This window comes from Trinickia sp. (assembly GCF_051954495.1).
Taxonomy (GTDB): domain Bacteria; phylum Pseudomonadota; class Gammaproteobacteria; order Burkholderiales; family Burkholderiaceae; genus Trinickia.
This window is the reverse complement of record NZ_JBQCHR010000051.1, coordinates 26,569-40,467: the sequence shown is the minus strand read 5'-3', so window position 1 is coordinate 40,467 and position 13,899 is coordinate 26,569. Positions and strand designations below refer to the sequence as shown.

General features: G+C 65.5%; 15 protein-coding genes. 10 read left to right on the top strand and 5 right to left on the bottom strand.

The features are described from left to right. The coding region (locus tag ACTHNR_RS08175) for an acetolactate synthase 3 catalytic subunit (protein WP_440547072.1) at positions 1 to 1,715 on the bottom strand (1,715 nt) is incomplete at its 3' end. 366 nt (positions 1,716 to 2,081) lie between these two features. Here ACTHNR_RS08175 and ACTHNR_RS08170 point away from each other — a divergent pair. From ACTHNR_RS08170 to ACTHNR_RS08125, 10 genes are all read left to right on the top strand, one after another. Continuing rightward, complete coding sequence (locus tag ACTHNR_RS08170; protein ID WP_440547074.1) at positions 2,082 to 2,645, top strand: RNA polymerase sigma factor; 564 nt, start codon at positions 2,082 to 2,084, stop codon at positions 2,643 to 2,645. Beyond that, positions 2,642 to 3,064: a DUF3619 family protein gene (locus tag ACTHNR_RS08165; RefSeq protein WP_440547071.1), complete on the top strand. Its 423-nt coding sequence runs from the start codon at positions 2,642 to 2,644 to the stop codon at positions 3,062 to 3,064. The genes ACTHNR_RS08170 and ACTHNR_RS08165 overlap by 4 nt, the downstream gene beginning before the upstream one ends. Before the next feature lie 21 nt (positions 3,065 to 3,085). Next, entirely contained in the window at positions 3,086 to 3,838 is a 753-nt protein-coding gene (locus tag ACTHNR_RS08160; protein WP_440547070.1) for a DUF3106 domain-containing protein, read from the top strand. A gap of 13 nt (positions 3,839 to 3,851) precedes the next feature. Then, complete coding sequence (locus ACTHNR_RS08155) at positions 3,852 to 4,367, top strand: RDD family protein (RefSeq protein WP_440547069.1); 516 nt, start codon at positions 3,852 to 3,854, stop codon at positions 4,365 to 4,367. Between the two features lie 137 nt (positions 4,368 to 4,504). After that, a complete protein-coding gene (locus tag ACTHNR_RS08150) occupies positions 4,505 to 5,443 on the top strand; it encodes a UDP-2,3-diacylglucosamine diphosphatase (RefSeq protein ID WP_440547068.1) in 939 nt (312 codons plus the stop codon). 29 nt (positions 5,444 to 5,472) lie between these two features. Beyond that, on the top strand, positions 5,473 to 6,492 hold the full coding sequence (locus tag ACTHNR_RS08145; protein ID WP_440547067.1) for a glycosyltransferase family 4 protein: 1,020 nt from the start codon (positions 5,473 to 5,475) through the stop codon (positions 6,490 to 6,492). After that, the gene (locus tag ACTHNR_RS08140; protein WP_440547066.1) at positions 6,420 to 6,983 is read left to right on the top strand and encodes a diacylglycerol kinase; all 564 of its coding nucleotides are present in this window, start codon (positions 6,420 to 6,422) and stop codon (positions 6,981 to 6,983) included. Before ACTHNR_RS08145 ends, ACTHNR_RS08140 begins: the two co-directional genes overlap by 73 nt. Before the next feature lie 161 nt (positions 6,984 to 7,144). Then, positions 7,145 to 7,873, top strand: coding sequence for a TetR/AcrR family transcriptional regulator (locus tag ACTHNR_RS08135; RefSeq protein ID WP_440547065.1), 729 nt, complete (start codon positions 7,145 to 7,147; stop codon positions 7,871 to 7,873). Then, positions 7,870 to 8,454, top strand: a complete 585-nt coding sequence (locus ACTHNR_RS08130) for a TIGR00730 family Rossman fold protein (protein ID WP_440547064.1) — start codon at positions 7,870 to 7,872, stop codon at positions 8,452 to 8,454. Before ACTHNR_RS08135 ends, ACTHNR_RS08130 begins: the two co-directional genes overlap by 4 nt. A 64-nt stretch (positions 8,455 to 8,518) precedes the next feature. Beyond that, positions 8,519 to 9,274 carry an SDR family oxidoreductase gene (locus tag ACTHNR_RS08125; protein WP_440547063.1) on the top strand — a complete coding sequence of 252 codons (756 nt, stop codon included), beginning with the start codon at positions 8,519 to 8,521 and terminating at the stop codon, positions 9,272 to 9,274. A gap of 115 nt (positions 9,275 to 9,389) precedes the next feature. On the opposite strand, the gene ACTHNR_RS08120 is transcribed toward ACTHNR_RS08125, so the two are convergent. From ACTHNR_RS08120 to ACTHNR_RS08105, 4 genes are all read right to left on the bottom strand, one after another. After that, a complete protein-coding gene (locus ACTHNR_RS08120) occupies positions 9,390 to 9,992 on the bottom strand; it encodes a DUF924 family protein (RefSeq protein ID WP_440547062.1) in 603 nt (200 codons plus the stop codon). Next, a complete protein-coding gene (locus tag ACTHNR_RS08115; protein ID WP_440547061.1) occupies positions 9,989 to 10,720 on the bottom strand; it encodes an alanyl-tRNA editing protein in 732 nt (243 codons plus the stop codon). Before ACTHNR_RS08115 ends, ACTHNR_RS08120 begins: the two co-directional genes overlap by 4 nt. Positions 10,721 to 10,838: 118 nt before the next feature. Further along, a complete protein-coding gene (locus ACTHNR_RS08110) occupies positions 10,839 to 11,255 on the bottom strand; it encodes a group II truncated hemoglobin (RefSeq protein WP_440547060.1) in 417 nt (138 codons plus the stop codon). A 58-nt stretch (positions 11,256 to 11,313) separates the two neighbouring features. Then, complete coding sequence (locus tag ACTHNR_RS08105) at positions 11,314 to 13,884, bottom strand: ABC transporter permease (RefSeq protein WP_440547059.1); 2,571 nt, start codon at positions 13,882 to 13,884, stop codon at positions 11,314 to 11,316. Positions 13,885 to 13,899: the final 15 nt, after the last annotated feature.

Sequence of the window (13,899 nt, the reverse complement as noted above, 5' to 3'; positions counted from 1 at the left end):
TGAACCATCGGCCAGACGTTTTCGGTCGGATCGGTCTGGAAATCGAGAAACACGGTGCGATCTTTCAAGCGCAGCGCTTCCTTCAGCGCGGGCTCGACATCGGCCGTTTTTTCAACGCGAATGCCGACGTGGCCGTATGCCTCGGCGAGCTTCACGAAATCGGGCAGCGCGTCCATGTACGAATGGGAGTAGCGCTTGCTGTATTCGATCTGCTGCCACTGGCGCACCATGCCCAGATAGCGGTTGTTCAGCGAGATGATCTTGATGGGCGTGTCGTACTGCTTGCAGGTCGACAACTCCTGAATGCACATCTGGATCGAGCCCTCGCCCGTGATGCAGACGACCTCGGAATCGGGGTGCGCCATCTTCACGCCCATGGCCGCCGGCAAGCCGAAGCCCATCGTGCCGAGACCGCCCGAGTTGACCCAGCGCCGCGGCTTGTCGAAGCGGTAGAACTGCGCGGCCCACATCTGGTGCTGCCCGACGTCGGAGCAAACGAACGCATTGCCGTCGGTCAGCTCCCAGAGCTTTTCGACGACGTACTGCGGCTTGATGATCTCGCTCTTGCGGTCGTACTTGAGGCAATCCTTCGCGCGCCAGCCTTCGATGTCCTTCCACCATTCGCGCAGCGCCTCGGTATCGGGGCCGTGCTCGGCGTGCTGCAGCTGCTCGATGAGCTCCTTGAGCACTTCCTTGACGTCGCCGACGATCGGAATGTCGACCTTCACGCGCTTGCTGATCGACGAAGGGTCGATGTCGATGTGGATGATCTTGCGCGGGCGCGACGAGAAATGCTGCGGATCGCCGATCACGCGATCGTCGAAGCGCGCGCCGATCGCAATCAGCACATCGCAGTTCTGCATCGCCATGTTGGCTTCGTACGTGCCGTGCATGCCGAGCATGCCGAGGAATTTCTTGTCGCTCGCGCGGTAGCCGCCCAGCCCCATCAACGTGTTCGTCACGGGGTAGCCGAGCAGATCGGCGAATTGATTCAGTTCACGCGAGGCATCGGCGAGGATGATGCCGCCGCCCGTGTAGATGTACGGACGCTTGGCCGACAGCAGCAGCGAGACAGCCTTGCGGATCTGCCCCGAATGGCCTTTGGTCACCGGGTTGTACGAGCGCAGCGCAACCGTTTTGACGGGCTCGTACTGGCACGGCGTCTTGGAGATGTCCTTCGGGATATCGATCAGCACCGGGCCCGGACGTCCCGTGCGCGCGATGTAGAACGCTTTCTTGACGGTCGAGGCGAGCTCGCGCACGTCCTTCACGAGGAAGTTGTGCTTCACGCACGGACGCGTGATGCCGACGGTGTCGCATTCTTGGAAGGCGTCCTGACCGATCGCGGCGGTGGGCACCTGTCCGCTGATGATCACCATCGGAATGGAATCCATGTAAGCCGTGGCGATGCCGGTCACGGCATTCGTCACGCCAGGGCCGGACGTGACGAGACAGACGCCGACCTTGCCCGTGGAGCGCGAATAGGCGTCCGCGGCATGCACGGCGGCCTGTTCGTGGCGCACGAGCACGTGCTGGACTTTGTCCTGCTTGTAGAGTTCGTCGTAGATATACAGTACCGCGCCACCCGGATAGCCCCAGAGCACCTCGACGCCTTCGTCGGCCAATGCGCGCATGAGCACGGTGGCGCCGATCGAGTCCGCTTCATGAGGAGGGGTGGTATCCGACGTGGAGAATTCCGCGCTGGGCATGTTCATCATTCAACCTTTCGAATTTTCGGCAAAAAATTGATCGGGTGCTCTCTGCCGGGCTTGTGGCTCGGGTTCAAGCGGCGCGTCCACTTTGACGGGCGAGCTTCATGGGCTCGCCTCAAAAGAGACAAGTCACTTATATTGCGAACCGCAGACCATAGCCGTTACGCGCGTTTTGGTCAAGCAAAATTTGTTGCGACGCCGCATGCGGGGAACGCGCGAACTCGTCGTTTTGCGCGCAAAAACCACGCGCCAAGCGACAACGTGCACGGGAGGCATCGCGACTATCGCGAAAGTTTGCTAGCATCCGCGGGTTTTACGACATTTTTCAATCGATTACGGCGCCGGCAGACGACTTGCGCCGCCCCTCGGATGGCATCAGACAAGGAACTCGCCGATTTTCTGGCGGGCGTCGAAAGGCGCGCGTTCAAGCACACCGTCTACGCCGTGCGTGACGACGACGCCGCCCTCGACATCGTTCAGGACGCGATGATCAAGCTCGCCGAAAAATACGGCGACCGTCCGGCAGCCGAGCTTCCTCTTCTTTTTCAGCGTATCTTGCAGAATGTGACGCACGATTATTTTCGTCGTCAGAAGGTGCGCAATACTTGGGTCAGCCTGTTTTCGTCGCTCGGCAGCGGCGACGACGAGGAATTCGACCCGCTCGAGACGATTGAAGCCGACGAGGGCTCGAGCGCCGGACAAAGCAGCGAGCAACAGCTCGAGCGCGAGCAGATCCTGGCGCTGATCGACGGAGAAATCCAAAAATTGCCGGCGCGTCAACGGGAGGCGTTTCTCATGCGTTATTGGGAAGATATGGATGTCGCCGAGACCGCCGCCGCGATGGGGTGCTCCGAGGGTAGCGTCAAGACGCACTGCTCGCGAGCGACGCACACGCTGGCGGCCGCGCTCAAGGCCAAAGGAATCACGCTATGAGCTCCGCTCCCGATAAAGAATTCGAGTTCGCGGGCAAGATCCGTCGCGCACTCGACGAAAGCGCAGCCGGCTTGCCCGCCACGACGCTCGACCGGCTTGCCGGCGCGCGCCGCCTCGCGCTCGCGCGTAAGAAGCCGGAAACCGTCGCCGCGCCGGCCTTCGTGCCGGTGCTCGCGCCCGCTGGCGCCCCGCTCGACGCACCGCGTCGCGAAACGCGCCGTTTGTCGCCGCTTGGGCGCTTGCTGCGCGTGTGGCCCGTCGTCGCACTCGTCGGCGGAATCACCGTCATCGCTTACTGGGAAAACCTGCAGCGCGCCGCCGAACTCGCCGACATCGATGCAGCCATGCTGAACGACGACTTGCCGCTCAACGCGTACCTCGACCACGGGTTCAACGCGTACCTGTCGCGTGCGCGCTGAGGCAAGCGGGAGAATGACGGGGTGAGCTACAAGCGCGGGTTGGCCGTTCTGTTCGGGTGTGCAATCGCAAGCGCCGTTGCGTTCGCGGCCACGTATCCTCGGTTCTTCAAACAAGCGCCCGCGCCGCTGGCGGCGAGCGTGCACGGCGCCGCGCCCTCCTCTCAAGCGCCGCTGTCGGTCGAGTTTCCGCCGCTTGTCGTCGACACCAACCCCCTGTCGTGGTCGCACCTGAGCGCCGAGCAGCACGCGGCGCTCGCGCCTTTCGCCGCCGAATGGGACACCTTCAGCGATGAACGCAAGCGAAAATGGATCAAGATCGCGGCGCGTTTCGCGAAAATGTCGCCCGAAGCGCAAAAGCGCCTGCATGAGCGTATGTCCGAATGGGTCGGCATGACCCCCGATCAGCGGCGCGTCGCGCGCGAAAACTATCAAGTGTCGAAGGCATTGCCGCCCCAGGCGCGCAAAAATGCCTGGCAGGCCTATCAGCAGCTCTCGCCCGAGCAGAAGGCCAAGCTGGCCGCCGCCGAGCGCAAGCGTCGGCCGACGATCGTCAGCGCGCCGCCTTCGGGTGAGCGCAGCGAGATCCGCGGTTTGAACCGCCTCGTAAACCCGCCGCCCGCGAGCGGCGCGTCGGTCGCTTCGGCGCCGGGCCCCGCCAGCGCGGCGTCGGCGTCCTCGCCCGCGGGCGCCTCCGGCCCCGTCAACACCACCGTGCCGGTCCCGCCAACGCCGATGTCGCCGTCGGACGCCCCGTCAATTTTCCGCGGCGCATAAAGAGCCAGGGCTTATGCGTACCGACGACTCGACCGCCAACGCGCGCCCTTCGCCCCCCACGATTCGCCGCCGCCTGGCCGCGCTCGTCTACGAAAGCGTGCTCCTGTTCGGCATCGTCTTCTTGGCGGGCTATCTCTTCAGCACGCTGACGCAGCAACGCAACGGGCTGACTCACCACAACTGGCTGGCCGCCTGGGTCGCGCTCGTCGTCGGCGCCTATTTCGTCTGGTGTTGGACGCGCGGCGGCCAGACGTTGCCGATGAAGACCTGGCGGCTCAAGCTCGTCGCCGCGCAAAACGGCCTGCCGCCACGCCCCGCCCGAGCGCTCGCGCGCTATGTCGCGGCTTGGCTCTGGTTCTTGCCGCCGCTCGCCATGCATCCGCTCCTGCACCTGTCGGTGCCCGTCACCCTCGCGGCCGCGGCCGCCTGGTTCGCGCTGTGGGCCGCCGCGGCCCGGCTCGATCCCGCCCGCCAGTTTCCGCACGACCGTCTCGCCGGCACGCGCATCGTCGTCGCCGAACGCAGCTGATCGGCCTCGCATCGACCGGGCGCGCTTGCCTGTCGATACCACCCTAAATAACGGTAATAAGAACTTCTCGTGACTGTCATGTGGCAGTCACGGGCGCATGGCGCAATGGGGCCATGTACAACTCGACGCGAGAAGCCATGGACCGCAAAACGTCCGCGACTTCCCTCCTTAGGCAACTCGGCGCAAGCGTCGAATCCGTCCCCTTTCAACCCGCCGCGCCGAGCGGCGCATCGGCGCCGCCGGCCGATACGACCTCGCTCGATTCGGCCCGCCGCGAGCACGACGACGGCGTCGGCGATCCGCTGCGCTACCGCACGATCTGGCTCTCGGACATCCACCTCGGATCGAGCGGCTGCCAAGCGCCGTACTTGTTGGATTTTCTGCGGCACAACGAATCCGAATACTTGTATCTCGTCGGCGACATCATCGACGGCTGGCAGTTGAAGAAGGGCTGGTACTGGCCGCAAGCGCACAACGACGTCGTGCAAAAGATTCTGCGCAAGGCGCGCAAAGGCACGCAGGTCATCTACATCCCCGGCAACCATGACGAGGGCGCGCGGCAATTTTGCGACCTGGCGTTCGGCGATATTCACGTGCGCGGCGAAGCGTTTCACACGACGTTGTCCGGCAAGCGCCTGTGGATCGTCCACGGCGATCTGTTCGACGGGGTCATTCAGCACGCCAAGTGGCTCGCCTATCTCGGCGACACCGCCTATACGGGCATCTTGATCCTGAACCGCTGGTTCAACCGCCTGCGCAACCGGTTCGGCCTTCACTACTGGTCGCTCTCGCAATATCTGAAGCACCAGGTGAAGAACGCCGTCAACTTCATCTCCTCGTTCGAGCATGTGATGGTCGAGGAAGCGCGCCGCCGCGGGTGCGACGGCGTCGTCTGCGGCCACATTCACAAGGCCGAGATCCGCGATGTCGACGGCCTGCTCTATTGCAACGACGGCGACTGGGTCGAAAGCCTGTCCGCGCTCGTCGAAACGCTCGACGGCGAACTCAAGGTGGTCTACTGGACCGTCATGCGCTCGCCGGCGGCCCAACCGCGCAAAGCCAAGGCAACGGCCTAGCCCCACTTCAGCGAACCGGAACCGACCGCATGAAAATCATGATCGTCACCGACGCCTGGGAACCGCAGGTCAACGGCGTCGTACGTACTTTGAAGAACACGACGCGTGAACTGACGGCGCTTGGCCACCGTGTGGAACTCTTGACGCCGCTCGAATTTCGCACGATCCCGTGCCCAACGTATCCCGAAATTCGCCTGTCGCTGATGCCGCGCCGCCGCGTCCATGCCCGCATCGACGAGTTCGCGCCCGACGCGCTGCACATCGCGACCGAAGGCCCGCTTGGAATCGCCGCGCGAGCCTATGCGCTGCGTCACGGGCTCCCGTTCACGACGGCATACCACACGCGCTTTCCCGAGTACGTACAGGCCCGCTTCGGCATTCCGACGTCGGCCACCTATCGCTTTCTACGCTGGTTCCACGGCCGCTCGCTCGCCGTCATGGCGCCTACGCCTGTCGTGAAAAGCGATCTCGAAAAGCACGGCTTCGACAACGTCGTCCTGTGGACGCGAGGCGTCGACCTCGACATCTTTCATCCGATGGAATCGAAGGTGCTCAATACGGCCCGGCCGATCTTTCTTTACGTGGGCCGCGTCGCCATCGAGAAAAATGTAGAAGCGTTTCTGAAGCTCGACTTGCCGGGCTCGAAATGGGTGGCGGGCGAAGGCCCGGCACTGGCCGAACTCAAATCGCGCTATCCCGAGGCCAACTACCTCGGGGTGCTGAGCCAAGCGGAGCTGGCGAAGGTGTACGCGGCTGCCGATGTGTTCGTCTTTCCGAGCCGGACCGACACGTTCGGCCTCGTACTGCTCGAAGCGCTCGCGTGCGGCACGCCCGTAGCGGCCTATCCCGTGACCGGACCGATCGACGTGCTGGCCGACGGCGACGCCGGCGCGATGAACGAAGATTTGCGCGAGGCGTGCCTTGACGCGCTCAAGATCGATCGCGCCCACGCGCGCGCCTGGGCCGAGCGCTTCTCGTGGCAAGCCGCTTCCGAGCAGTTCGCCGCCCATCTGAAACCGCTGACGCGCGCCGAAAACGCCGCTGCATGAAACGCGACGAACCGCTCGTGACGCACGAGCATGCCCAAACCGACGGCGGACCCGATCCCCACGAGCCGCTGTCGCCCGACGATCCGCTCGCACCGCTGCCGTTCAACCCCTACAAGGGCAATCGCGGTCTCACGCGGGCCTGGCATGCGCTGAAGAACTCGATCGCGGGCTTTCGCGTCGCGATTCAAGAAGAAAGCGCGTTTCGCCAAGAGCTGACGCTGGCCGCGATCCTCGTGCCATGCGGCGCGCTAGTGCCCGTCGACGCCGTCTCGCACGTCCTTTTGATCGGCTCCGTGTTGCTCGTGCTGATCGTCGAACTGCTCAATTCGAGCGTCGAGGCGGCGATCGACCGCATCTCGCTCGAACGCCACGAGCTGTCCCGCCGTGCGAAGGATCTCGGCAGTGCGGCCGTCACGGTCGCGCTGTCCGCCTGCGTGCTCACCTGGGCCCTCATCGTCGGGCCCATCGTCGTGCGCTGGGTCGGAACCTGACGCCGAGTTCATCCCGCCGAGTAAAACCTAACCGGGTGTTCGGGGAACAGAACGACCGGTTTATAATCGCCCGACGCAGTGCAAGATACCAACCTAGCCGGGCCCTTGAACGCAGCGTCGCGCGAGCGCCAAGCGTGCCCGGCAGCACAGGGCCGGACGACATGGAAGCCAAAACTCCCCGCCGCACCCGCGAACGGATTCTCGAGCTCTCGTTGAAGCTATTCAACGAGATCGGCGAACCGAACGTGACCACCACGACGATCGCGGAGGAAATGGAGATCAGCCCAGGCAATCTCTACTACCACTTCCGCAACAAAGACGACATCATCAACAGCATCTTTGCGCAGTTCGAGCAAGCGATCGAAAAGCGTCTGCGGTTTCCGGAAGACCATCGTCCGACCATCGACGAAACCTGGTCGTACCTGCAATACATGGCCGAGTTCATGTGGACCTATCGGTTCCTCTATCGCGATTTGAACGATTTGCTCGCGCGCAACCGCACGCTCGAGATGCACTTCAAGCAGATCATCAGCCACAAGGTTCGCTTCGCGAAGCAGATGTGCGAACTGCTCGTCGCCGACGAGGAGATGGTGGCCACGCCCGAGGAAATCCAGGTCATCGCCACGAACATGGGGGTGATCGCCACGTACTGGCTGTCGTACCAATTCGTGATGAACCCGCGCAAGTACAACGATCAGGGGGCGATCCGCGAGGAGCTGCATCAGGTGAGCGTGCACGTCATCTCGATCATGGCGCCGTATCTGCGCGGCCGATCGCGCCAGCTGTTCGACGATCTCGTTTCGGGCAAGCTGCCCAAGCGCGAATTCCACGATTACTTGCCCCCGCGCGATCTAGGCGGCCGGGGCGGCAGCGCCAAGGAACTCGAATGAAATCGGTTTGCGTTTACTGCGGCTCGTCGATGGGCGCCAAGCCTGAATACGCGCAGGCGGCGCAAGCATTCGGCCGCGCCCTCGTCGACGCCGGCTGTTCGCTCGTCTACGGCGGCGGGCGCGTGGGGCTCATGGGCGTCATCGCCGACGAAGTGCTCGCCGCGGGCGGCCGCGTCGTCGGCGTCATCCCGGAACTGCTCGTCGACAAGGAAGTGGGCCACAAGGGGCTGACCGAGCTGCACGTCGTACCCGATATGCATCACCGCAAACGCATGATGGCCGATCTGTCCGATGCCTTCGTCGCCCTGCCCGGCGGCGCCGGCACGCTCGAGGAATTGTTCGAGGTCTTCACCTGGGCGCAGCTCGGGTATCACAAGAAGGCGATCGGGCTGTACGACATCGGCGGCTACTACGCGCCGCTCACCGCCATGCTCGAGCACACGGTGCGCGAAGGTTTCATGCAAAAAGCGTATCTCGATATGCTGCAGATCGATGCCGACGCACGCTCGCTGCTCGGCAAACTGCGCGCCTACCATCCGCCCGGCCTCGACAAGTGGGCCACGCAGCGCGAAGCCGTCTGAACGGCTTGCCGCAGGCGTGCGCCGCACGCCCCGACCAACGTATCGAATTGCCGGAGTCCGCCCGATGAGCATTGAACCGCGCGTCGTTCTCATTACCGGCGCGAGCCGCGGAATTGGCCGCGCCACGGCCGTCATGCTCGGCGAGCAAGGCGCGGCGGTCGGCGTGAACTACGTAAGCGATCGCGCCGCGGCGCAGCTGACGGCGGGCGAAGTCGAACGGGCCGGCGGTCGGGCCTTCCTGCTGCCGGGCGACGTGGCGGACGAAGCAGCTGTCCTCTCCATGTTCGATACGCTGGACGCCGCCTGCGGCCGCGTCGATGCGCTCGTCAACAACGCGGGAATCGTTGCGCCGTCGATGCCGCTCGCGCAAATGGACGCGGCGCGGCTCAAGCGCATGTTCGACGTCAATGTCCTCGGCGCCTACCTCTGCGCGCGCGAAGCCGCCCGACGCATGTCCACCGATCGCGGCGGCCGCGGCGGCGCCATCGTCAACGTATCCTCGGCCGCCTCGCGGCTCGGTTCGCCGAACGAGTACGTCGACTACGCCGGATCCAAGGGCGCCGTCGATACGATGACGATCGGCTTGGCCAAGGAACTCGGCCCACGCGGCATACGCGTCAATGCGGTACGGCCTGGCCTCATCGAAACCGACATCCATGCCAGCGGCGGACGGCCCGAGCGGGCGGCCGTCCTCGGCGCGCAAACGCCCCTGGGCCGGCCCGGCAAAGCCGAGGAGGTGGCGCGAGCCATCGTCTGGCTGCTCAGCGACGCCGCCTCGTATGTGAACGGCGCATTGCTCGATGTGAGCGCCGGCCGCTGATTCGCGATTTATCGGGCGCGCCGCGCGCCTCGACCCGTCGTGGGCACGCGCCCGTCCCCGTCCCCCGTTACTTCGGCGCCGCGACGCCAGGGCGTCCAAGGCGCCAACGGCTGGGTCAAAACGAAGATCCGGGCTCTTGCAGGAAAGCGATTTCTTCTTCGGTCGACGCTCGCCCCAGCGCCGCATTTCGATGCGGGAAGCGCCCGAATCGCTCGATGACCGCGGCGTGCCGATGTGCGTAGTCGACGTAGCTGCCCTTACCCGTTTGCCCCGTTTCGCGCGCGTGCGCCTCGAACAAGCGCACCGACTCGCGCTGTGCGTCGAGCGATTCCGCATGCTCGAACGGCAAATAAGCGAACACGCGATGTTCCGGCGTGGGCAGTTCGCGATCGGCGTGGGCGGCGACGAGGCGGCGGGCGACCTCCAAAGCTTTGGCGTCGGCGGCGAAGGCGTCCGGGCGCCCACGGCACGTATTGCGCGAGAACTGATCGAGCACGATGATGAGTGCGAGTGCGCCCAGGGGCGTGCTTTGCCAATCGTCGCACTCGCCGCGTCGCGCAGCGGCCAGCGTCGCCCCGAAGCGTTCGTGGATCGAGGCGTCGAACGCGTCGTCGCGCTTGAACCAGGACTCGGAGGCTTGGCCATAGGCGGGGGAGCCCGGTTCGCCGAACCAAAAATCCAGGACGGCGCGGGCCACCGGATCGAGAAGCGTGTTCATGTCAATTCCAATACGAGCCGGCGGGTACGCGCCGTTTTCTTTTCGATCTTCGCCACGCGCAGCCCACCGATCTCGGAGGTGTTGGCCACGTGGGTGCCGCCGCACGGCTGGAGGTCGACGTTTTCGATGCGAAGCAGCCGCACACGGCCGAAGCCCACCGGCGGCTTCACGCTCATCGTTCGGACGAGTTCGGGACGCGCCGCCATTTCTTCATCGGTGATCCAGTCGGTCGACACGCGATGCCCGCCGGCAACCAGTTCCGCCAACCGCGATTGGACGAACTCGCGCTCGATCGGCTCGGTCGTGACGAGGTCGATGCGGGCGTAGTCGGGCGTGATGCTGCAACCGTCGACCGCATACGGCAGCGCGGCGCAGATCAGGTGCGTCGCCGTATGCAGCCGCATGTGCCGATAGCGGCGCGTCCAATCGATTTCAGCGACGACGCCCGCGCCGGGCTGCAGCCGCGCAAGCTGCGCTTCTTGCCCCATGGCCGGCACATGCAGCGCATCGTCCGGGCTCGCCCCTTCGAACTTCGCCTTGCGCGTATCGGCGATCGCGATGCGCGTGCCGTCGGTCAGCGTCAACGCCCCCGTGTCGCCCGCCTGGCCGCCGCCCAGCGGGTAGAACACCGTTCGATCGAGCAAAATGCCTTCCGGGGCGACCGCGGTCACGGTCGCCTCGCAGCGTGTCAGGTAGGCGTCTTCACGGAAAAGCGCTTGCGTGGTCATCGAGCGGGTTCCTTTTTCGGTCGGTCAGGCGGGGCGCCGCCAATCGTCATTTTGAAAACGCTCGCGCCGCGCGTACAGGTCGAGCCGCGCGAATTCGCTGCGGCGCCGTACCGGTCGATCAACCGGGCCGGTTGCGCATCCAGTCGGCCGTATCGAAAAACGACGTGACGAGGCGCTCGCGAAGCGTCTGCGGCAGCCCCACGTCTTGCATCGCCCATGCCATGCAGCGCACCCACTGGTCGCGCTCCGACGAGGCGATCGCGAACGGCAAATGCCGCGCGCGCAGGCGAGGGTGTCCGAAGCGTTCGATGTAATGATCAGGGCCGCCAAGCCAGCCGCACAGGAACCAGAACAGCTTGTCGCGCGAGCTCTCGAGCGTGGCCGGGTGCAGCGCGCGAATGCCGGCGAACTCGGGCTCGAGATCCATCAAGTCGTAGAAGCGGTCGACGAGTTCGCGCACGCGAGCCTCGCCGCCCACGAGGTCGAACGCGCTCGGCTGCTGGGCCTGCGCGTCGTCGTTGGTCGAATCGGTCATACGGTTAATCGAATACGTCTGCAAAAAACGAAAAATACGCGCGCTTGCGCTCGGCGCTTCAGGCGTCTCGCAACGACTGCGCCGCCGGGCGCCGCAGCACGCGCCGCAAGCTGAGCCAGCCGCCGACGCCCGCGCACGCGACGCCGGCCGCAATCCCGGCCGGCAACAGCCACGGGTCGACATCCAGGTGAAAGTCGAACACGCGCGTCGCCAATACGATACCGAGCGCCTGCGCACCCACCGCGGCCATTAGGCCGGCAAGCGCGCCGACGACAGCGAACTCCGCCGCGTGCACCGAACGCACCTGGCGATGCGAGGCGCCGAGCGCGCGCAACAGGGCCGATTCTCGCACGCGCTCGTCGCGCGTGCCGGCGAGCGCGGCGTAAAGCACGAGCAAACCGGCAGCGAGCGTGAACGCGAAGAGGAACTGAACCGCGCCGATCACTTGGTCGAGGACGTGCTGGACTTGAGCGAGGATAGGCGTCGTGTCGATCGCCGTGACGTTCGGGTGTGCGGCTATCAAACCGTCGAGCACCGCCCGGCGCTGCGCGGGAAGGTGAAAGCTCGTAATGAATGTCGCCGGAAAGCCCTCCAGCGCGGCCGGCGGCATCAGCACGAAGAAGTTGACCTTGAACGTGCCCCAATCGAGCTTGCGCACGCTCGTGACGGGCGCATCGACGCTCATCCCCGTCACGTCGAACCGCAGCACGTCGCCCACCTTCACGCCAATGAGCTTGGCCAGGCCCGCTTCGATCGAGATCTCGGGGCGCGTCGCGCCGCCGTACCATTGCCCCGCCACCACGCGATTGTCCTCGGGTAGTGCGCTTCGGTACGACAGATTGAATTCCCGATCGACGAGGCGTCGCGCGTCGTCGTTCTTATACGATTGCGGCACCACGCGCTTGCCGTCGATGGATATGAGCCGGCCGCGCACCATCGGCTCGAGCGTCACGTCCGCAATGCCGTGCGCGCGCAGATAGTCGACGACGGCTTGACGCTCGTCGGGCTGGATGTCGATCAAAAATTCGTTGGGCGCATCGGGCGGCGTGGATTTGCGCCACCCGGCGACGAGATCGTCGCGCGTCATCGCAATGAGCAACAGGCACATGAGGCCGATGGCGAGCGCCGTGATTTGCAACGCGCTGGCCCATCCGCGCCGTTCGAGAGACGCCAAGGCGTAGCGCCAGCCGACCGAGGCCGACACGCGCCGCCCGCCCTCGCTGCGGGCCACCCGCACGCATAGCCACAACGCCGAGCGGGCCGCAACGGCGAAAACGACGAGCCCCAGCGCAAAGCCGCCCGCGACGATCCCGCCTAGCCGAACCTCCCCGGCCGCCAGCACGAGCAGCGCCGCGAACAAGGCGATGCCTATGGCGTAGGCCCACCAGGCGGCGCGCGCCTGTCCGTCCCATTCTCTTCGCAACACGCGGATCGGCGGCACGCGCGTGAGCGGCAAAAGCGGCGGCAGCGCGAAGCCGAACAGCAGCACGAGCCCGGCGCCGATTCCTTCGAGCGCCGGCAGCACGCTAGGCTGCGGCAGCGCGACGGCAATCAGTTGCCCGAGCCACGCCAGCAGCGCGAAATGCCCCGCATACCCGAGCGCGATGCCGAGTGTCCCTCCGGTCAATCCGACAAAAGCGAATTCGAGCGTGACCAGCACGCGCAGCTCGCGCTCGCCGAGCCCTAGGCAACGCATGACGGCGCAACCGTCGAGATGCCGCCGGGTGTACCGATGCGCGGCCATCGCGATCGCCACGGCCGCGAGCAGCGCCGTCAGCAATGCAACGAGCCGCAGAAAATGGTCCGCGCGGTCGAGCGTTTCGCGCACCTGAGGCTGCCCGTCGCTCAGCGATTCGAGCGCCACCCCGCGCAGCTTGCCGCCGTCGACCCGCTCATGCGCGAACGAAGCGAACCGCGCCACGGCGGCATCGTCGCCGGCTACGAGCAGGCGATACGTCACGCGGCTGCCATAGCCGATGAGCCCCGTCGAACCGAGCTCGTCAGCGCGCACCATGACGCGCGGGGAGAAGTTGACGAAGGCGAACCCGCGATCGAGTTCGCGCGTGATCACCGCGCCGATCGTGAACCGTCGATCGCCGAGCTGCACGACATCGCCGACACGCGCGTGCAGCGTCTCCAGCAATTGCGCATCGACCCAAACGGTCCCCTTGGCGGGAATACTATCGGCGTGCCGGTCGGGCGCATCGACGCCCGATGCGATTCGCAAGGCGCCGCGCAGGGGATAGGTTGCCGAGACCGCTTTGACAGCGGCCAGCCGCGCATTCGACAACCCCTGATCGCCCGCGCCGCTTGGCGCGATGCGCGCCACCATGCTCGGGAAAATGGCTGTCGTGGCCGTGCGCAGGCCCAGCGTGCGCGCTTCGTCGAAAAACGCGCCGTCGACAGGATGGTCGGCCCGCACGACGAAATCCGCGGCGATCATGCGCCGGGCGTCGCGCTCGAGACCCTGCTGCAGGCGATCGGCCAAAAAGCCGACGCTGGCGAGCGCCGCGACGGCCAGTACGAGCGCGACGACGAGCATGGTCAGCTCGCCCGCGCGCCAGTCTCGCGCGGTCATGCGCGCAGCCTGCCGCACGAGTTCCATCGGGCTTGCCGGCGGGCGCGGCATGGTCGGAGGCGCCAC